Origin of the sequence: Paraoerskovia sediminicola, assembly GCF_030296575.1 — a bacterium.
Classification (GTDB): Bacteria; Actinomycetota; Actinomycetes; order Actinomycetales; family Cellulomonadaceae; genus Paraoerskovia; species Paraoerskovia sediminicola.
In genome coordinates this window covers 2468763-2488769 of record NZ_AP027729.1, presented here as the reverse complement: position 1 = coordinate 2488769, position 20007 = coordinate 2468763, and the positions used below count along the sequence as shown (strand labels likewise).

At 71.8% G+C, this 20007-nt stretch carries 16 protein-coding genes and 1 pseudogene; 9 read left to right on the top strand and 8 right to left on the bottom strand.

Annotated elements, in window-relative coordinates; all coding sequences use genetic code 11:
• Positions 1 to 657: 657 nt before the first annotated feature.
• From QUE47_RS11470 to QUE47_RS17400, 4 genes are all read right to left on the bottom strand, one after another.
• Positions 658 to 1239, bottom strand: a complete 582-nt coding sequence (locus QUE47_RS11470) for a mycothiol transferase (protein WP_350227549.1) — start codon at positions 1237 to 1239, stop codon at positions 658 to 660.
• A 315-nt stretch (positions 1240 to 1554) separates the two neighbouring features.
• A complete protein-coding gene (locus QUE47_RS11465; RefSeq protein WP_286217393.1) occupies positions 1555 to 1980 on the bottom strand; it encodes a hypothetical protein in 426 nt (141 codons plus the stop codon).
• Between the two features lie 35 nt (positions 1981 to 2015).
• On the bottom strand, positions 2016 to 3602 hold the full coding sequence (locus QUE47_RS11460) for an RHS repeat-associated core domain-containing protein (protein WP_286217392.1): 1587 nt from the start codon (positions 3600 to 3602) through the stop codon (positions 2016 to 2018).
• A gap of 12 nt (positions 3603 to 3614) precedes the next feature.
• Complete coding sequence (locus QUE47_RS17400; protein WP_491018458.1) at positions 3615 to 4040, bottom strand: DUF7832 domain-containing protein; 426 nt, start codon at positions 4038 to 4040, stop codon at positions 3615 to 3617.
• 198 nt (positions 4041 to 4238) lie between these two features.
• Here QUE47_RS17400 and QUE47_RS11455 point away from each other — a divergent pair, with 198 nt between their 5' ends.
• The 5 genes and pseudogenes from QUE47_RS11455 (at position 4239) to QUE47_RS11435 (ending at position 9764) form a co-directional block, all read left to right on the top strand.
• Complete coding sequence (locus tag QUE47_RS11455; RefSeq protein ID WP_286217391.1) at positions 4239 to 5243, top strand: aldo/keto reductase; 1005 nt, start codon at positions 4239 to 4241, stop codon at positions 5241 to 5243.
• On the top strand, positions 5240 to 6163 hold the full coding sequence (locus QUE47_RS11450; protein WP_286217390.1) for a 3-methyladenine DNA glycosylase: 924 nt from the start codon (positions 5240 to 5242) through the stop codon (positions 6161 to 6163). The genes QUE47_RS11455 and QUE47_RS11450 overlap by 4 nt, the downstream gene beginning before the upstream one ends.
• Complete coding sequence (locus QUE47_RS11445) at positions 6160 to 6291, top strand: hypothetical protein (protein WP_286217389.1); 132 nt, start codon at positions 6160 to 6162, stop codon at positions 6289 to 6291. Before QUE47_RS11450 ends, QUE47_RS11445 begins: the two co-directional genes overlap by 4 nt.
• On the top strand, positions 6258 to 6977 hold the full coding sequence (locus QUE47_RS11440) for an aminoglycoside 3'-phosphotransferase (RefSeq protein ID WP_286217388.1): 720 nt from the start codon (positions 6258 to 6260) through the stop codon (positions 6975 to 6977). Before QUE47_RS11445 ends, QUE47_RS11440 begins: the two co-directional genes overlap by 34 nt.
• A 37-nt stretch (positions 6978 to 7014) precedes the next feature.
• Positions 7015 to 9764 (top strand): annotated as a pseudogene (locus QUE47_RS11435) (DEAD/DEAH box helicase).
• A 29-nt stretch (positions 9765 to 9793) separates the two neighbouring features.
• On the opposite strand, the gene QUE47_RS11430 reads toward QUE47_RS11435, so the two are convergent.
• Positions 9794 to 10528: a sulfite exporter TauE/SafE family protein gene (locus QUE47_RS11430; protein ID WP_286217387.1), complete on the bottom strand. Its 735-nt coding sequence runs from the start codon at positions 10526 to 10528 to the stop codon at positions 9794 to 9796.
• A 56-nt stretch (positions 10529 to 10584) separates the two neighbouring features.
• On the opposite strand from QUE47_RS11430, the gene ybaK reads away from it, so the two are divergent.
• Complete coding sequence (gene ybaK, locus QUE47_RS11425; protein WP_286217386.1) at positions 10585 to 11076, top strand: Cys-tRNA(Pro) deacylase; 492 nt, start codon at positions 10585 to 10587, stop codon at positions 11074 to 11076.
• A 55-nt stretch (positions 11077 to 11131) separates the two neighbouring features.
• Here the strand turns inward: ybaK and QUE47_RS11420 are convergent, their stop codons facing one another.
• Both QUE47_RS11420 and QUE47_RS11415 read right to left on the bottom strand, forming a co-directional pair.
• Positions 11132 to 12610, bottom strand: a complete 1479-nt coding sequence (locus tag QUE47_RS11420; RefSeq protein WP_286219487.1) for a phytoene desaturase family protein — start codon at positions 12608 to 12610, stop codon at positions 11132 to 11134.
• A 152-nt stretch (positions 12611 to 12762) separates the two neighbouring features.
• The gene (locus tag QUE47_RS11415; RefSeq protein ID WP_286217385.1) at positions 12763 to 13194 is read right to left on the bottom strand and encodes a YccF domain-containing protein; all 432 of its coding nucleotides are present in this window, start codon (positions 13192 to 13194) and stop codon (positions 12763 to 12765) included.
• Positions 13195 to 13447: 253 nt separating this feature from the next.
• On the opposite strand from QUE47_RS11415, the gene QUE47_RS11410 reads away from it, so the two are divergent.
• Complete coding sequence (locus QUE47_RS11410; protein WP_286219486.1) at positions 13448 to 14101, top strand: YggS family pyridoxal phosphate-dependent enzyme; 654 nt, start codon at positions 13448 to 13450, stop codon at positions 14099 to 14101.
• Between the two features lie 420 nt (positions 14102 to 14521).
• Positions 14522 to 15091 (top strand): GNAT family N-acetyltransferase, encoded by a 570-nt coding sequence (locus tag QUE47_RS11405; RefSeq protein WP_286217384.1) that lies wholly within the window; start codon positions 14522 to 14524, stop codon positions 15089 to 15091.
• A gap of 154 nt (positions 15092 to 15245) precedes the next feature.
• Here QUE47_RS11405 and lplAB read toward each other — a convergent pair whose 3' ends face one another.
• Complete coding sequence (gene lplAB / locus QUE47_RS11400) at positions 15246 to 16295, bottom strand: lipoate-protein ligase LplAB (RefSeq protein WP_286217383.1); 1050 nt, start codon at positions 16293 to 16295, stop codon at positions 15246 to 15248.
• Between the two features lie 206 nt (positions 16296 to 16501).
• Here lplAB and lysX point away from each other — a divergent pair, with 206 nt between their 5' ends.
• Positions 16502 to 19927: a bifunctional lysylphosphatidylglycerol synthetase/lysine--tRNA ligase LysX gene (gene lysX / locus QUE47_RS11395; RefSeq protein ID WP_286217382.1), complete on the top strand. Its 3426-nt coding sequence runs from the start codon at positions 16502 to 16504 to the stop codon at positions 19925 to 19927.
• Positions 19928 to 20007 lie beyond the last annotated feature (80 nt).

Genomic DNA, 20007 nt, shown 5'->3' with positions numbered 1-20007 from the left:
GCGCGACGACCTCGCCCGCCGCGTCGATCACGGTCACCTGCCGCACGACGTCTCCGTCCCGCGGGTCCGCGTCGGAGAGGCACACCACGCCGCCGTCGGGCTCGACCGGCGCGCGCTGGTCGAGGAACCCGCACTCCGGATCGCCACCGAGGGGAACCCTCCACAGTTCCTCGCCGGTGCCCACGTCACGGGCGACGGCGTCCTCGTCCGCCATGACCACGGTCGAGCCGCGCAGCAGCACGCCACCGCGACCACCGTCGTCCACCGACCACAGGCGGGACGGTTCGACCGGCAGCTCGGCGAGGCCACCTCGGGCCTCGGCGATCCGTTGCTCGGACCGCGCGGAGTCGATCGCCGTCCCGACGGCGAGGGTCATGCCGACGACAGCGACGGCGGCCCCGGCCAGGAGCGCGGCGAGCACTCGACGTCGACGGGCCGTAGGCCGCCTCGACGTTGCCTCGTCCTGCCCCTGCCCCTGCCCCTGCGGCGCAGACTCCCCCACTCCTACGTCGGACGGCCCGTCGGGGTCCGCAGCGCCGAGGTCGAGGACGACCATCGACGCGCGCGCACTTCTCCGCCTGGCCATCGATCCAGACTAGGTCGCGCGCCCCGAGCCGTGGGGCCCGGGCATGACGCGGGCCGAGACGTCGCGGCAGGTCAGTCCGTCGCGACCGCGCCGTCGTCCACCGAGCCGCGGTCGATCAGACCGCGGAGGTACCCGGCCTGCCCGGCGTGCTGCAGGGCGTCCTCGACGACGCTGACGAGGCGCACGCCGAGCGTGACCGGCGGGTCCCAATCGGCATCGACCACGCGGTACAGGTCGCCGTCGGTCAGCTCGTCCAGCACGTCGGCCGTCTCGTCCTGCACGGCATCGAGGTACTCGGCCAGGAGGGCCGCGCTCGCCCGCACCTGCCCCACCTCGGTCGACGACTGCCCGTAGCCGATCGCAGCGTCGTCGAACGGCAGCGCGAACCGGGCCGAGAAGCCCTGTGCCGTCCACACCTGGTCGCGCCCGACGGCGGCCGCGACCTGGGCGTCCTGCTCGCGGCCCACGTGCCAGGCCAACCAGGCGAGCGTGTTCGCCTCCCCGTCGACGCGCGCCGTGAGGGCGTCGCCGTCGAGGTCCTGGATCGCGCTCGACAGGGCCGGGCCGACCCGACCGAACATCTCACGCAGCACGTCCACGCCGTTCATCGAGACACCTCCGCCCGTCGTCGACCGGCGGTCCCGGTCGCTCACCGGGCCACGCTGCACGACCGGGCCGGTGCACGCGACCCGGCTATCGAACCGTCCTGAGGCCTCCGGCGTCATGGACTAGCGGGCGGATACGCATCGCGCCCTCTTGAACCAGCGCAGCCCGAGCAGTTCGCGAACATGGCCCGAGGCACGCCGGCACACGAAATCGGCCACTCACTTCGACTGAAGCATTCATCGAGTTCACACTGGCTGACGGCTCCGCTCCAGGGCCGAGGTGCCGACCCCTTCACGACGACCCACTGCCGCCCCTCCGTACCGCGTTCTGGACGGCACGGATCGACCGTCGAAGGTAGCGCTCTACGGGCATGCCTCGGTCACAGAAGGCAAGGCAAGAAATGCATCGAGACTCATGACCGAACCCTCCACCCAGTAGTCCCCTTGGGGCAGATGCTCTGCTAGCGACGGATTGCTGATCTCTGTCTCATTAACGTAGTCCGTCGACACGATAGAAACTCCAAACTCGGACTCCACGTCATACTTTCCGACGACAGTCGCCCAAAGATTCGGATCGAACGAGACTATCCGGGTAGGACTATTGAGGTAACCCCTCGCAACCCATACAGGGTCGGACACGTTCGGGGTCGGAATGTACACCTCAGCAAGCTCGATATCGCTTGGTGAGCAAGGGAGAACAACCGAAACGATGCCGTCGTCGATTCGGATGGCGACAGAAGGCGGGATCGGGTCGGACGGGAAGAAGCCACACCCCGCAACCATCAGCACGGCGAGCGCTCGTACGCCAATCCTACCTAGTTTTATCAGCACTTCGTATACCCGCCGTTACCCATACCCGCCTCTCGCTCCCAGCGATTTCTGCACGGGTTGCTTCCCGCACGAAAATAGCGCACCGGGAAAGAAAGTCCATATGTGCGCCACTGCCTCACATGCACAGCCTCGTGACGTACGACTTTTCGCGTCACGGTTTTTCTGCTCCACCCCGTAATATAAGTCGTCCCCAACGTCGTACCTCCGCGAGAATACCCATGCCCCCACCCGCCTCTGCAGGTCCGAACGCCGAACCGATTCTTGCAATACCCGCCAGTTGCCCGCGAGTAGGCGGCGGCGCCAAAGCCCACCGTCTTCGCGCTGAAGTTGTTAGCTCCGCGTGCAAACGAGCGAAAGCGCGAACTCCTATATGCACGTGATACCACATGGCTATAGGTTCTTTTTGCGAGCCACCACCGCCAAGACGATCGCTTGCCGTCGAGGTCGAATGTGTTGATGGGGTCTTGGGGGTAGGTGTAGGCGGTGGTGTTGCCTCCGACGACGGGATCGACGGAGGTGAAAGCGCCGGTGACGGGGTTGTAGAGGCGTGCGCCCATGAGGGTCAGGCCGGTGGTGTCTTGGGCTCGCTCTTTGGCGCCGAGGGGCCCGTAGGTGATGGCCCCGGTGTCGGTGGTGGCAGTCAGGGTGGTGCCGTACTCGTCGTACCAGCTCGCACCAATGATCTGCGGGGTGGTCAGGGCGTCGGCTGGCATGGTCAGGGCGATGTCGCCGTGGGGGTCGGCGAGGGTGACCGTCGAGACCGGTGCACCGTCGCCGAAGGCGGTGGTCGTGACAGCGAGATCACCGGCGACCGACGCCCCGTACCAGGTCGTGACCGCCTGCGAGCCGGTGCCCTTGACCGCCCACGCCGGGTTGTCCGACGCGTCGGCGTAGTGGCGGACCACAGTCGTGGACTGGCCGTCCGCCACCGTGGTCGCGCTCTGGCGGCGCCCGGCCGGGTCGAGAGTGTACGTCGTCGTCGACCCGTCCTGGGTCAGGGTCCGGGCGGCGTCGGTGTCGTAGTAGCCCAGGGTCAGGTCCCCGGAGCCCGTACCGGCCGGGGTGTCCACGGCCGCGACCGTGGTCTGACGGCCCAACCCGTCATAGGCGTACGCCCCACCACCGGCACCCGTGGCACCCACGCCGGACAGCGCGGCGCCCGCGGTGACCCGGTCGGCCGCGTCATACGTCCACACCTTGCCCACGGTGTGAGTGTGGACGCAGACCCCTTCTTCGTCCACAGCGCCATCGGTCCTCGACCCGCCGACGCGGTTGCCGTTGGCGTCGAACCGATACCCGCGCGTGCTGCACACCCCGTCGCCGAGAACGTCCTCCACCTCCACCAGACGGTCAGCCTCGTCATAGGCGTACGCGAGCCGGCGCCCCAGTCCCGTCTCACCGGCCCCGACCGTCGTGGCCACCGTCGCGGTCTTGCCCTCCGTGGTCGAGGTCATCGACCACGCCGCGACCGGCACCTGCTCACCGCTGCCGTCCGCGACGGTGTAGTCCATGGCGGCCAGCTGCCCCGCCCTGTCATAAGCGTTGGCCTGGGTGATACGGCCCGGCATCTGCTGGGTCACGATCTGCAACTGTTAGCGGCCACCGTGCCATGATTCAAAGCGCGCGGACAGAGTGCCAGCGATACGCTCATAAAGTTCCCAAGTTTCCACGTCTTCGTATGCACCATGGGGTGCAATTACTTCGCCGTAATCCGCAAAATACTGAGAACTTCCCTCGTAGTACCCTTTCACAAACCGATTGAAAGCAGGGCCGAAGCAGTCCGACGTCAATTTTCCATCGCAATACTTCAGCAGAAATTCCGTACCTGACATTCTTCGCGATCTCACCGCTTCGACCGGGGTGCTCAATTCGGCGTCGAACTCTGTCGAAGTGTGGCCCTCGATAAGCGCCCAAGCCAGGAAAACACCCATGTGCGCGCAGGCTAGCTGCCTATCGTTGCCTGCGTCCTCTACGTGCCATTCGAGATCGTCATACTTGCGAACGTTTAACCTAGGCATGCCATCCATCAACCCCTCACTCGCCGCACACACGCACGCGGCGACAACCGAAACCCACACCCCCTGCGGGCGGGCCCCAGCCCCGCCGGAACGAACCGGCAGTGATGGTGAGCAGAAACTACAGGTCACACCCACACCGGACAGTAGACAAGAGGTCACGATCCCGTAACGGTGCGCGTCCTCGGTAGTCTCGCACCCATGACCCGCACCGCGAATGACCGCCCTCGGCTGCCCCTGCGCCGCCTCGGCCGCTCCGGCCTCGCCGTCACGACCGTCGGCCTGGGGTGCAACAACCTGGGCCGCAGCAACGCGGTGACGTCGACGTACGAGGGGTCGGCCGCCGTCGTCCACGCGGCGCTCGACGCGGGAGTCACGTTCTTCGACACCGCGGACAACTACGGTGCGGTGCCAGGCCGGAGCGAGGAGTTCTTGGGCCGGGCGCTGGGCGCCCACCGCGAGGAGGTCGTGGTCGCGACGAAGTTCGGCATGCCGAACCGCGGCCTCAACGGCCCCGACTTCCGGGCTCGCGGTTCCCGTCGCTACATCGTCAAGGCCGTCGAGGGTTCCCTGCAGCGCCTCGGGACCGACCACATCGACCTTTTCCAGTTCCACACCCCCGACGCGCTCACCCCGATCGACGAGACGCTCGCGGCGCTCGACGACCTCGTGCGCTGCGGCATGGTCCGCTACGTGGGCCACTCCAACCGTGCGGGCTGGCAGATCGCAGATGCCGAGCACGTCGCCCGCGCCACCGGCAGCACACGCTTCGTCTCCGCCCAGAACCACTACAACCTCATCGACCGGCGCGCGGAGCTCGAGGTGATCCCCGCTGCGGAGGCCTACGGGATCGGCGTCCTGCCGTACTTCCCCCTCGCCAACGGTCTGCTCACCGGCAAGTACACGCGCGGCGCGCGGCCCGACGACGGCCGTCTGGTCCGCAACAAGCCGCAGGTCCTCGAGGACGCGCCCTGGGAAGCGCTCGAGCGGCTGCGGGACTTCTGCGACGAGCGCGACATCACCGAGCTGCAGGTCGCGTTCGGGTGGTTGCTCGCCCAGCCGGCGGTCTCGAGCGTGATCGCGGGCGCGACGACGCCCGAGCAGATCCGGCAGAACGCCGAGGCCGCGACCTGGGTGCCGTCGTCCGACGACCTGGACGCCCTCGACGAGATCTTCCCGCGGCCCGACAAGATCGCGCTCTTTTGACGCTCGACGACTGGCTGCCGACGGCGGACGCCCACGCCGAGCGCGCCGACGCCCTCACCGCCGTCTGGCGTGACGCCCGTGCGCGCGGTGGGAAGCACGCGATCGAGGACTTCCTCTTCACCTACTACCCGACGCGTCCCGGTCAGCTGCGCCGCTGGCACCCGGGTCCGGGGTCCGTCCTCCTCGCACCCCGGGGCGACGACCCGGCCGTGTCGGACGGCGCAGCGAACGCCGCGTACGCCGAGCGCACCTCGTGGCGGTGGTACCGCGAGACCGTGGTGCAGGTCGACGGCTGCGAGCGTCACGGCGTCGTGCTGGACACCGAGGCGTTCCTCGCGGACCGCGGCGAGACGGTGGCGTTCGTCCGCGACCTGATCGCCGCGACGGCGGGCCGCCCGGCACGGTTCGGCTGCTTCGGGCTGCACGAGTGGGCGATGGTCTACCGGGACCGCGAGCGCGGCCGCGACCACCGTCACCCGCTCCCCCTGCGGCTGGGTCACGACGGGACCGACGCGGTCGTCGAGGGCCACCCGATCGGCTGCACGCACTTCGACGCGTTCCGGTTCTTCACGCCCGAGGCGCGCAGCCTCAACCGCGAGCGCCCGACGCGCGAGAACCAGGTGTCGACGGAGCAGCCCGGGTGCCTGCACGCCACGATGGATCTCTACAAGTGGGCGCTGAAGCTCGGCCCCGTCGTGCCGGGCGAGCTGCTGCTCGACTGCTTCGAGCTCGCCCGCGACGTGCGGTACCTCGACATGCGGGCGTCGCCGTACGACGTGTCGGCGTACGGCCTCGCGGCGGTCGCGATCGAGACGCCCGAGGGCAAGGCGGAGTACGTGCGCCACCAGCGCGGCTTCGCGGAGCGCGGTCAGGCGCTGCGTGCCCGGCTCGTCGCCTCGGTCGAGACGCTGGGCGTATGAGCACCACGCCCCCGCCCGGCGCGGACGTGTCGGGAGTCGTCGTCCCCGACCTGGCCGGGGAGGTCGCGGCCGAGCTCTCCTCGACGGCGAGATCGTGCCGGTCTGGCGCAACGAGGTCGGTGGGCTGACGTTCCGCGTCGGGTCCGGGCACCATCTCAAGTGGGCGCCGGACGGCGTCGGGCTGGACCTCCCGGGCGAGGCGGAGCGCATGGTCTGGGCCGCCGGCAGGACACCGGTGCCCCGCGTCGTCGCGCACGGGAACGCCGGCGACGGGCGCTGGACGGGGACGTGGCTGGTCACCGAGACGCTGCCGGGCGAGTCCGCGGTCGCTCCGCGCTGGATCGCCGACCCTGCTCGCGCGGTCGAGGCGCTCGGCGCCGGCCTGCGCGCCCTGCACGACTCGCTCGACGTCGCCGACTGCCCGTTCGCCTGGTCGGTCCGGGACCGCGTCGCGAACGCCCGGGACCGGGCGGACGCCGGGGACGGCCCGGAGTCGTGGTTCCCGGAGCACCGCACCATCCCCCTCGCCGACGCCCTGGCCAGGCTCGCCGACGCGCCCGAGCCCGACCTCGTCGTCTGCCACGGCGACGCGTGCGCCCCGAACACGTTGCTGTCGGACGACGGCGCGTGGGCCGGGCACGTCGACCTGGGTTCGCTCGGCGTCGCCGACCGGTGGGCGGACGTCGCTGTGGCGGCGTGGAGCACCGAGTGGAACTACGGGCCGGGGTGGGACGGCGCACTGTACGAGGCGTACGGCGTCGACCCGGATGCCGAGAAGATCGCCTACTACCGGTTGCTGTGGGACCTCTCCTGAGCGTGGCGCGTCGGTGGACCCTGCGAGAATGCTCCCGATGACCTCCACCGACGCGCCACCCGCCCAGAACGCCGTCCCGGTCGCGCGTCCGCGGCTCGCGGACCACCTGCCCGAGTCGATCCTCGGCATGCGGACCGACCCCGACGACCTCTACGAGCGGTTCGAGGCGTGGACCGTCGCGAGCGGCATCGAGATGTACCCGCACCAGGCCGAGGCCCTGATGGAGATCGTCTCGGGGTCGCACGTCATCCTCGCGACCCCGACCGGCTCCGGGAAGTCGCTCGTCGCGACTGGCGCGCACTTCGCGGCGCTGGCCGCGCACCGCAACGGCAAGGGTGGGCGCACGTTCTACACGGCTCCCCTCAAGGCGCTCGTGAGCGAGAAGTTCTTCGCGCTCGTCGAGACCTTCGGCTCCGAGAACGTCGGCATGATGACGGGCGACTCGTCCGTCAACGCGGGCGCACCGATCATCTGCTGCACCGCAGAGATCCTCGCGAACATCGCCCTGCGCGACGGCGCGACCGCCGACGCGTCGCAGGTCGTCATGGACGAGTTCCACTTCTACGCCGACCCCCAGCGCGGGTGGGCGTGGCAGGTGCCGCTCCTGGAGCTGCCGAACACGCAGTTCGTGCTGATGTCGGCCACCCTCGGCGACACGTCGATGTTCGTCGAGGACCTCACCCAGCGCACGGGGCTGCCCGTCGCCGAGGTCACCACCGCGGAGCGGCCGATCCCGCTGACCTTCCGGTACGTCGTCGACCCCCTCAACGAGGTCATCGACGAGCTGGTCCAGACCCACCGCGCCCCGGTCTACGTCGTCCACTTCACCCAGAAGGACGCCATCGACCGGGCCCAGGCGCTGCTCAGCACGCCGCTGTGCACCAAGGAGCAGAAGGCCGCGATCGTCGCCGAGCTCGGCGACTTCCGGTTCGGCACCGGCTTCGGCAAGACGCTGAGCAAGTTCCTGCGCCACGGCGTCGGCGTCCACCACGCGGGCATGCTCCCCAAGTACCGCCGCGTCGTCGAGCGCCTCACCCAGAAGGGCCTGCTCAAGGTCGTGTGCGGCACCGACACGCTCGGGGTCGGCATCAACGTCCCGATCCGCACCGTGCTCCTGACGAGCCTCGTGAAGTTCGACGGCGAGCGCATGCGGCACCTCTCGGCGCGCGAGTTCCACCAGATCGCCGGGCGGGCCGGGCGCGCGGGGTTCGACACCCTCGGCGAGGTGATCGTCATGGCCCCCGAGCACGTCATCGAGAACCGCAAGCTGCTCGCCAAGGCCGGCGACGACCCGAAGAAGCTCAAGAAGATCGTCCGCAAGAAGGCCCCGCAGGGCGCCGTGAACTGGACGGACGCGACCTTCGAGCGGCTGCGCGACGCCGACCCGGAGCCGCTCACCAGCCACTTCACCGTCAGCCACTCGATGGTCCTCAACGTCCTGGCCCGCGGCAGCCGGTTCGCGCTCGACCCGTCGCACCCGGACTTCGACGCCGACGACGACGCCGCGCGCTACGCCGACCCGTCGCAGGACCCGATCACGGCGATGCGGCACCTGCTCACCGCGAACCACGACGACGCCACGCAGCGCGCCGAGCACGTGCGCCAGGTGTTCCGCATCTACCGCTCGCTGCGCGTCGCCGGCATCGTCGAGAGGTTCCGCGTGCCCGACGCGACGTACCCGTCGGGCGAGCGCCCCGCCGTCCGGCTCGTCGTCGACCTGCCGCGCGACTTCGCGCTCAACCAGCCCCTGTCCCCTTCGCCCTCGCTGCGCTCGACCTGCTCGACGTCGGGTCCCCGACCCACGCCCTCGACGTCGTCTCGGTCCTCGAGGCCACGCTGAGCGACCCGCGCCAGGTGCTCGTCGCGCAGCAGCACAAGGCGCGCGGCGAGGCGATCGGCGCGATGAAGGCCGAGGGCATCGAGTACGACGAGCGCATGGAGCTCCTCGAGACGGTCACGTGGCCCAAGCCGCTCGAGGACCTGCTCGAGCCCGCGTTCGTCCAGTACAAGCAGTCCAACCCGTGGGTGGCCGACGCCGAGCTCTCCCCGAAGTCCGTCGTGCGCGACATGCTCGAGAGCGCGATGACGTTCGGCGAGTTCGTGTCCACCTACGGCCTGGAGCGAACGGAGGGCGTCGTCCTGCGATACCTCGCGGACGCGTACCGCGGGATGCGCCAGACGATCTCCGAGGAGCACCGCACCGAGGACGTCCACGAGGTCACCGAGTGGCTCGGCGAGCTCGTGCGCGGCACCGACTCGTCGCTGCTGGACGAGTGGGAGCGCCTGTCGAACCCCGACCTGGTGGGCGACGACGTCTCCCCCGGCGGCGAGGGCACGCTCGCCTCGTCCGGGCTCGAGGAGCCGGTCAAGCCCGTCACCGGGAACGTGCGCGCGTTCCGGCGACTCGTGCGCAACGCGATGTTCCGCCGCGTCGAGCTCGCGGCCCAGGAGCGCTACGAGGCGCTGGGCGCGCTCGACGGCGGGTCGGGCTGGGACGCCGACGCCTGGGGCGAGGCCCTCGACCCCCTGTTCGAGGCGCAGGGCGACGACGCGATCGGCTTCGGTGCGTCCGCCCGCTCGTCCGCGCTGGTGACGTTCGTCGAGTCCGGTCGGACGCCGTCCGGCACCCAGGGTGGGCCCGTCGAGCCCGGAACGTGGTTCGTGCGCCAGGTCCTCGACGACCCGGCCGGCGACCACGACTGGACGATCGACGCCGTCGTCGACCACGCGGCGTCCGACGAGGCGGGCGAGGTCGTGCTGCGCGTGGTGGGCGTCGGACCGATGTGACCGCGGTGGCGGCGCGCCGCCACCGCGACTCAGAGCGAGGCGACGCCTCGCACGGCCGTCGCGAGCCCGCCGGCGAAGGCCACGACGACGAGCACCGCGCGCGTCCGCCCCGGGGAGAGGCGTCCCGCCAGCGCGCGACCGACGAACAGCCCGACGACGCATCCGGCGGCGATCCCGCCGTACCCCCACGCGCCGAGCGCGGGCAGGCGCGCGTCGGTGAGCAGGAGCTTGACCGTCACGGACCCTGCGGCCACCATCACGAAGTACGGCTGGGCGGTGGCCGCGAACGAGCGCGGGTCCCAGCGCGACGCGACCGCGTAGACGGCCAGCGCCGGGCCGGACGTCCCGGCCGTGACGCTCATCGCGCCGCTGACCGCTCCGGCGACGACCGGCGCGAACCGCCCGTCGAGGGCCGGCGCGTGGCGGGCGAGCAGGGCTGCCGACATGCCCGCCATCACCAGCACCCCGACCACGATCTCGAGGACCGGCGCCGACACGGCGGCGAGCAGCAGCGCACCGGGAACGATCCCGACCAGCGCGGACGGCGCGAGCAGGGCGAGACGCCGCCAGTCCACCGCGCCGCGGGTCGTCGCGAGCATCAGCAGCGAGAACAGCAGACCGCACAGGTTCACCAGGAGCACTCCGTCGACCGGGCCGACGAGGAGCACCAGGAGCGGCCCGACGACCAGGGCGAAGCCCATGCCGGAGACGCGCTGGAGCGCCGCACCCAGCACGACGACGGCGAGCAGGAGGGCAGTGGTCATGGCCGCTCCAGGCTATGCGGTCGCGCGGTCTGCCCCGGACCTACGATGGCGACACCATGAGCAAGCCGCCCCGGGGTGCGACGCCCGCGATCGCGTCGCTCGAGCGTGCGGGAGTCGCCCACACGCTCCACCCCTACGTCCACGACCCGACGAGCCCGCTCAGCTACGGGCTCGAGGCCGCCGAAGCGATCGGCGTCCCGCCCGACCAGGTGTTCAAGACCCTCGTCGCGCAGGCGGACGACCGCCTCGTCGTGGCCGTCGTGCCTGTGACCGGGTCGCTCGACCTCAAGGCGCTCGCCCACGCCCTCGGAGCGAAACGCGCCGCGATGGCGGACGCCGACGATGCGGCGCGCGCCACCGGGTACGTCGTGGGCGGCATCTCGCCGTTCGGCCAGCGGCGCCGCCTGGCCACGGTCGTCGACGCCTCCGCGCTCACCCACGACGTGGTCTACGTCTCGGGCGGACGGCGCGGGCTCGACCTGGGCGTGGCCCCGACGGACCTCGTCCGGGTCACGGGGGCGACGACCGCGCCGATCGCTCGCCGGTAGGCCGGGTAGAGCGGCCTCGGGGCTCAGGGCTCAGGGCTCAGGGCTCAGGTCCGGGCTACCTGGTCGGACCCTCGGGACTCAGGTCCGGGGTCGACCTGATGCCGAACACGTCACGGAGCGCCCGACGAGCGGCGTACCAGCCGCCGAGCCCGTGCACCCCCGGACCGGGCGGGGTCGAGGCGGAGCAGAGGTAGACGGCACGCGTCGCGCGCCCGTCCTGCCCGCGGGACCGTGCATGGCCGGGAGAACCGGCCGGCGACACCACCCGGTACGGGTCCGCCCGCAGGGTCGGCCGCGCGACCATCTGCCAGAGCGACACCGCCCCCGCGGCGATGTCTCCGGCGACGTAGTTCGCGTCGTGGGCCGCCGTCTGTGCGGCCGGGACGCACCGGGACGCGACGACGACGTCCCGGAAGCCGGGGGCGTACCGCTCGATGTGGGCGGTGACGGCCTCGGTCACGTCGACGTCGGAGCCCGCGGGGACGTGCGCATAGGTCCACAGCGGCCGCAGCCCGCCGACGGACCGCGTGGGGTCGACCACGGTCGGGTCGCTCGCCAGCACCATCGGCCACTCGGCGTGCCCGCCCGACTGCACGGCGGCCTCGGCAGCCACCATCTCCGTGCGCGTGCCCCCGACGTGGACGGTCCCGGCGCGGGCGACCTCCGGGACCTCCCACGGCACGGGGCCGGACAGCGCGAAGTCGACCTTCGCGGCAGCGTTCCCGTACCGGAAGGCGCGCAGCCCGCGGGCGATCGAAGGCGGGACCTCGTCGCCGAGGACCTCGAGCAGCGTGCGGGGCGTGGTGTCGAAGAGCACGCACCGGGCGTCGGGCAGGTCCGCACGGGACCGGACGGGCCGGTCGACCTCGACCCGGCCCCCGTGAGCCTCGAGGTCCGCGACGAGCGCGGCGACGATCGTCGCGGACCCGCCGCGCGGCACCGGCCAGCCCCGGCCCGCGTGGGCGAGCGCGGCCAGGAGCAGCGCCGTCCCCGCCGCTGCCGTCGAGGGCAGCGGCGTGATCGCGTGGGCGGCGACCCCCGTGAGGAGGGCCGGCGCGACGTCGCCGACGAACCGGCGGTCCCACGCCCGCGTTCCCTGCTCGACGACCGCCGCGCCGAACCGTGCCACGGTCGCCGCACCGCCGGGGAGCAGACCGGCCGGTATCGACCGCTTGTCGCCGAGCGCGACCCGCGCCGTGTGCGGCCACGCGCGTGCGAGCGCGCCGACGAGCGAGGCCCAGGCCGGGCCGTCGGCCCCGAGCCCCTCGACCGTGCGGCCCAGGTCGCGGTAGGCGATCCCCGCGCGGGCCCCCGGGAGCGGCTGCGCGTACGAGACGTCCGGGCTCAGCAGCTCGACGCCCCGCGCGCGCAAGTCGAACGCCCGGAAGAACGGCGACGCCCAGGCCATCGGGTGCACCGCGGAGCAGACGTCGTGGACCATGCCCTCGACGAGGCCGAGGTCCTGGGTCCGGGCCCCGCCCCCGATCGTCGGCGCGGCCTCGAGCACCGTCACGCCGAGGCCGGCGCGTGCCATCGTCACGGCGGCGGCGAGCCCGTTCGGCCCGGACCCCACGATCACCACGTCCGTGGTCGCGCGGCCTGCACCCGGCGGCGCCTCGCGCGCAGAGCCATGGAAGGGAACGTGCGCGGGCGCAGCCGCGCGGCCGGGCACGCGTGTGCCGCGCGCTATCTCTGGCCGCCGCGCGGGTCGTACCCGGCCGGGGGCCCGTACGCGGTGTACGGCGCGTCGATCGGGACGATGTCCTTGCCGAGCGGCAGGAGGGAGATGGGGATCATCTTCAGGTTCGCGATGCCGAGCGGGATCCCGATGATCGAGACGAACAGCGGGATCGAGGTGATCACGTGGCCGATCGCGAGCCAGATGCCCGCGACGACGAACCAGATGACGTTGCCGAAGGTCGACCAGCCGCCCGCGGTCGGCTTGTCGACGACGGTCCGCCCGAACGGCCAGAGGGCATAGCCCGCGATCCGGAACGACGCGATCCCGAACGGGATCGTCACGATCAGGATGCAGGCCAGGACACCGAAGAACACGTAGCCGATCGCGAGCCAGAGGCCCGCCAGGACCAACCAGATGATGTTCAGGATCGTCCGCATGCGTCGATTCTCCCCCATGCCGAGTCGGCACGCCGCTCCCGCGCACCACCGCACGCTCATCCGCACACACCTCCGGCACGCTGGGTCCGCCGTGACCCGCACGCGCCGGCCACCTAGGATCGTCGCCGTGCCTGCCGACCTCGATCCCCGCCGCGGAACCGGAGGCGACCCCGCGCCGTCCGACCCCGGAGGCGACCCCGCGCCGTCCGACCTCGATCGAGCGGGCCTCGTCGCTGACCGCTACCGCCAGGTCGTGGACCGTGTCGCCCGAGCGGCACGCGCCAACGGCCGCGACCCGGCGGAGGTCCGGGTGCTGGTCGCCACCAAGACCCAGGACCTCGACGCCGTCCGCGCGGCCGTGACGGCGGGGGCCGGGCTCGTCGGTGAGAACCGCGTCCAGGAGCTCGTGGCGAAGGCGCCAGGGCTGCCCGGGGTTCCCGTCCACCTCATCGGCCCGCTGCAGCGCAACAAGATCAACCAGGTCCTGGCGCACGCGGACTGCGTGCAGACCGTGGACTCGGACCGCCTGGCGCAGGCGCTCTCGGAGCGCTGCGTGCGCGACGGGATCACGCTCGACGTCATGGTGCAGTCGAACGTCTCGGGCGAGCCCACCAAGTCCGGCGCGGCGCCGGACGACGTCGCCGGCTTCGCCACCCGGGTCGCGGCCCTCCCCGGGCTGCACCTGACCGGGTTCATGACGATCGGGGCGCGGTCGCCCGACGAGGGCGTCGTGCGCGCGGGCTTCGCCCGGCTGCGCGGGCTCCGCGACGAGGTCGTGGCCTCGGGCGCACCGGGGACGGCGGACGCGCACGAGCTGTCGATGGGGATGAGCGGCGACCTCGAGGCGGCGGTCGCCGAGGGCGCGACGATCGTGCGGGTCGGCACCGCCGTCTTCGGCCCCCGCTGAGCTCCTGCAAGCGCACCAGGAGCGCACCAGGAGCACACCAGGAGCACACCGCGACCAGTCTCTGACCGTCGGCGTGTCGTTCATGACGAGAACGTGACTCGCGTCTCATCAGTTTCGCTCCGCGCCAGGTCTCGGTATGGTGTTGGGCAATGTCCGGTCCATCGCAGGTCCTCGGCCCCGTCCGAGTCGTACCCGCAGGCCGACCGCCGTCCATGCCTCCCGGTGCACCCGGGACGCGCACACACTCCCGCGGCCCCGCTCCTGCGGTCGCCGCCGGACGGCACCCGGCCCGGACCCGGCGGCGCTCACCGCACGTGTGAGCTCCGTGTCGCGCGACCAGACCCGCGGGCGACGAGCAGCAACGCTCGTCCCCGCCCGCACCGCGGTCGCACGGCGAACCCGTGTCACGAGAGGAACCAGATGACGAGCACGACCATCAGCGAGCGACCCGCCGAGGCGACCGAGACGTCGTCGACGACGACCATGCCGGGCGACGTCGTCCTGCGCCCGGCGCGCACGACCGACCTCCCGCGGATCGTCGAGCTCAACAACGCCTCGACGCCGGCGGTCCCCCACACCGGTGAGTCCGAGATGGCCGAGCTCGTCGACTCGTCGACGCTGACGCTCGTCGCCGCCGAGCCCGAGACCGACGAGCCCGTCGGGTTCGTCGTCGCCTTCGACGGCGACGCGACGTTCGAGGCCGAGAACTTCGACTGGTTCGCCGAGCGCGACTACAGCCACTACTACGTCGACCGCATCGTCCTCGGCGAGGGCGCGCGCGACCGCGGCGTCGGCCGCAAGTTCTACGACGAGATCTTCGACGAGGCCCGCCGCAACGGCCGCAAGGAGGTCACGTGCGAGGTCAACATCGAGCCGATGAACGCCGGCTCGCTGCGCTTCCACGGCCGCCTCGGCTTCGAGGACCGTGGTGAGCAGCTCATCCACGAGGGCACCGTGACGGTGCGCAAGCTGGCCGCGCCAGTCCGCTGACACCCGCCCCCTGCACGTAGTACGCGAGAGGCTCCGCACCCCTGGGGTGCGGAGCCTCTCGCGTCGCTTCTCACGTCGAGCGCGCCGCCGTCCGGCGAGCCTGGTCCGACGTCGCAGGTCGAGGCCCTTCCGGGTCAGGACCCGCGCGCACAGGTCACGGCACCCGCGCGGTCCACTCCGGCGTCGAGAACTTCTCGCGCGCGAGCTCCTCGGCCCGCGCCCGCTCCTGCGGCGTGACGGTGCTCTCGACCGTGCGGTACAGGCCGCGGAAGTGCGCCTTGAACGCCTCGATCACGGCCTCCCGCGACATCCCGGTCTGCGAGCGCACCGGGTCGACCCGCTTGTTCGCGCTCTTCGTGCCCTTGTCGCTCATCTTCTCGCGCCCGATCCGCAGGACCTCGAGCATCTTGTCGGCGTCGATGTCGTACGCCATGGTCACGTGGTGCAGCACGGCCCCGCCGCGCAGGCGCTTCTGCGCCGCTCCCGCGATCTTGCCGGCGGGTGAGGCGATGTCGTTGAGCGGCACGTAGGTGGCGTTGACACCGACGTCCTTCAGCGCGCCCAGCACCCAGTCGTCCAGGAACGCGTAGGAGCGCTCGAAGCTGAGCCCCTCGACGAGCGACCCGGGGACCGTCAGCGAGTAGGTGATGGTGTTGCCGGGCTCGATGAACATCGCGCCGCCGCCCGAGATCCGCCGCACGACGGTGATCCCGTGCTTCTCGGCGCCCTCGGGGTCGATCTCGTTCTTGAGCGACTGGAACGAGCCGATGACGACCGTCGGGTCGGCCCACTCCCAGATCCGCAGCGTCGGGCCCCGCCGCCCCTCGTCGAGCTCCTCCGCGAGCACCTGGTCGATCGCCATCTGCATCGCCGGGCTCTCCGGGCCGTCGTGGATGACCGCGAACTCGTGGTCGCCCCACCCGGTGGCGTGCCCGAGCGCCCGCCGGACCGCGATCGCGACCGCCTCGGGCGAGAACCCGACCATCGTCACGTCGTCGCCGAGCACCGACGCCACGGCCGTCGTCAGCTGCGCGACACCCGCCGTCTCCGGCATGCCCAGCAGCGCCCCGTCGATGTCCTCGAGGGCGTCGTCGGGCTCGAGGAAGAAATCTCCGCTGACGGCGACCCGGGACAGCCTCCCGTCCTCGGTCTCGACGTCGACGGCGACGAGCTTGCCACCAGGGACCTTGTATTCTCCGCGCATGCGCCCAGCGTAGGCGTGGCGGCGGTCTCCGGGTGCCGGACGACGGCGCGGACCCTTGTCTCGTCCGTCACGCCCGGCGCGGGACAGCCCGCGACGTCCGGTCGCGTCCCGTCGCCGGTCGCGAACCGCGGTGTGCGAGGGCCCGCGGCGTACAGTTTCCGGTGCGCCGTTGGGCTCGGGTCGTCGGACGCTGGTTCAATGCCCTCATGCCGACACCGGACGCCAGTCACGCCCAGCGCAGCCCGAACGACGCGACGTCGGCTCCGCACCCGACCGCAGACCCGACTCCGGGCTCGTCCCAGGGCTCCGTCCCGGGCCCTGTCCAGGCCCCGCCCGTCCCACGCTGGGCCGACGCGGTCGCCCGCTGGACCGCGCGGATCGTCGAGGTCTACCTCGTCTGGCTGGTCATCTCGGTCCCGTTGCACCTGATCGCTCCTGGCACGACGAACCGGATCTCGAGCGCCCTCGGGATCCTCAACATCCCGACGTCGCCGAGCCTGTTCTCGATCGTCCTGGTGCTCCTCATCGCCAACGGGCTGCGCCGACGGCTGCGAGCGGCAGCACTGTTCGTCATCATCGTCTGGCTCGCACCCGTCATCCTCGCCGGCCTCGTCTTCGCGATCGCCGTCGCACTCGACGCCGACGTCTCGGGGTCCGGCCTCGACGGCACCTTCTGGGCGGCGGTGGCGCTCGCGACCGTGTCGTTCGTGGTCCTGACCGCCGCGCGGCGGGCGTTCCCCGCGCGCGTCGTCCCGGGTGCGTTCTGGCGCGCGCTCCTCGTGCTCCTGGCCTTCGTCGCAGCCTCGGTCGTCGTGTCGTTCGCGCTGCTCGAGGTCGTCCCGTCGACGGTCGACGGCTTCGCGAACCGCCTGCAGTGGGCTCTGTCGGTCTCGGTCGGTACGTCCCCGCACGACGCACCGTTCGTCGCCGACGGCACCGCCCCCGCGTGGCTGCACCTCGTCGGCGGCCTCATCTCGGCCGTGGGTCTCGCGCTGGCGATCGGCACGTTCCTCCGTGGTGCCGCGGCGGACCCTCGGCACGAGGCCGACGTCGACCTCGCCGTGCGACGGCTCATGCTCGAGAACCCGTCGGACGACTCGCTCGAGTACTTCGCGACCCGTGACGACCGCCAGGCGGTCTTCTCGGCGGACGGCCGCGCGGCGGTCTCGTACCGCGTCGTCGCCGGCGTAGCCCTCGCCGCGGGAGACCCCGTCGGCGACCCGCTGCGCTGGGACGCGGCGATCGAGCGCTGGCTCGCGACGGCCCGCTCCTACGGCTGGACGCCCGCGGTGCTCGCGGCGAGCGAGGCGGGCGCCCGCGCCTTCGAGTCGGCAGGCCTGCACCCGGCGGTCATGGGCGACGAGGCGATCCTCGAGACCCGCAGCCTCGACCTCGCGGCACCGTCGATGCGGGCCGTGCGCCACGCCGTCGCGCGCCCCCAGAAGGCCGGCTACACCGTCCGCGTCCGCCGTCAGTCGGAGATCCCGACGAGCGAGCTCACGGAGCTCACGCGGCTCGTCGAGGAGTGGCGCCACGGCGAGGTGGAGCGCGGATTCTCGATGGCTCTGGACCGGCTCGGCGACGCCCGCGACCCCCGCACGACGGTCGTCACGGCGCACGACGAGGACGGCACGCCGCGCGGCCTCCTGTCCTTCGTCCCCTGGGGCCGTCGAGGCCTGTCCCTGGACTACATGCGCCGCTCCCCCGAGGCCGTCAGCGGGGTCACCGAGCTCATGATCACGACGCTCGCGACCGAGGGCCGCGGGTCAGGCGTCGAGCGCATCTCGCTCAACTTCGCGATGTTCCGCGAGATCTTCGAGAGCGGGACCAAGGTCGGCGCGTCGATGGTGCAGCGCAGCACCCGACGGGTGCTCCTGCTCGCCTCGCGGTGGTGGCAGCTCGACTCGCTGTACCGGTCGAACCAGAAGTACGAGCCGACCTGGCGCACCCGGTACCTCTGCTACGGGTCCGCGACGGAGCTGACGCCGGTGCTCGTCGCCGCAGGTCAGGCCGAGGGCTTCCTGCCCTCGTTCCCCCGCCTGTTCCGGCGCCGCGACCACGCCGCGGTCCTGGACCGGCCGGACATCGCCGAACGTGTCGCGGATCGGGTGCGCGCCCAGGAGGCCGAGCTCCTGACGCTCACGGCGCCCGAGCGCAAGCTCACCGACCAGGAGGCCGCCCGGCACGCGAAGCTCGACGTGCTGCGCGAGGCCGGCATGGAGCCGTACCCCGTCGGCGTGCCTCGGACGACGTCCCTCGCCGAGGCGCGAGCCCTCGCCGGTGCCGACGACGCCACCGACAACGACCCGCAGACCATCTCGGTCGTCGGCCGCGTGGTCCGTTCCCGCGACCTGGGCGGGGTCAAGTTCGCCGTCCTGCGCGAACGCACGGACGAGCTCCAGGTCATGCTCACCGAGGACCGGCCCGAGGCGCGACCGGATCTCTGGAGCGCCGTCGTCGACCTCGCCGACCACGTGAGCGTCACCGGGACGATGACTCGGTCCCGCACCGGCGAGACGACCCTGCACGTCGAGTCGTGGACCATGGCGTCGAAGTCGCTCAAGGCTCCGCCGGACAAGCGCCGCGGCCTCACCGACCCTGAGGCGAAGATGCGCCTGCGCCACGTCGACCTGGCCCTGAACGACACGGCGAGCCGCACGCTGCGCGGCCGCAGCACCGCCGTCCGCTCCCTGCGCGAGTCCCTCGCCACCCGCGGGTTCATCGAGGTCGAGACGCCGATCCTCCAGCGGGTCCACGGCGGGGCGAACGCCCGACCGTTCAACACCCACATCAACGCCTACGACCTCGACCTCTACCTGCGCATCGCACCCGAGCTGTATCTCAAGCAGCTCGCGATCGGCGGGATCGACCGGGTCTTCGAGCTCGGTCGCAACTTCCGCAACGAGGGTGCCGACGCGACCCACAACCCGGAGTTCACATCCCTCGAGGCCTACCAGGCGTTCGGCGACTACACGACGATGCGTGAGCTCACGCGCGAGATGATCGTCGAGGCCGCGATCGCCGTCCACGGCGAGCCCGTGTCCAAGCGCCCGGACGGGACCGTCGTCCGCCTCGACGGCGACTGGCCGGTCGTCGGCGTCCACGAGGCCATCTCCCGTGCCGCCGGCGAGGAGGTCTCGCCCGACACCCCGATCGAGCGGGTCCGCGCCCTGTGCGACGGGTTCGACGTGCACGCGCCGGACGACGCCACGCACGGCGCGCTCATCACCGAGCTGTACGACGAGCTCGTCGAGGGTCCCACCCAGGAGCCCACCTTCTACACGGACTTCCCCGTCGAGACCTCACCGCTGACCCGCGTCCACCGCACGGACCCGCGGCTCGCGGAGCGCTGGGACCTCGTGGCGTTCGGCGCGGAGCTCGGCACCGCGTACTCGGAGCTCGTCGACCCCGTCGACCAGCGCAAGCGGCTCACCGAGCAGTCGCTGCTGGCCGCCGCGGGCGACCCCGAGGCGATGGAGGTCGACGAGTCGTTCCTCTCGGCGCTCGAGTTCGCGATGCCGCCGACGGGCGGGCTCGGCATCGGTGTCGACCGCGTCTACATGATGCTCATCGGCGCGAGCATCCGCGAGACGCTGGCGTTCCCCTTCGTCAAGCCGTCAGCCCGCGGCTGACGCTCCGCGGCTCACGGCCCGCGGCTGACGGTCAGCACAGGTGTCGGCCCGCGGCCCGCGGCTCACGGTCGGCGCGGTCG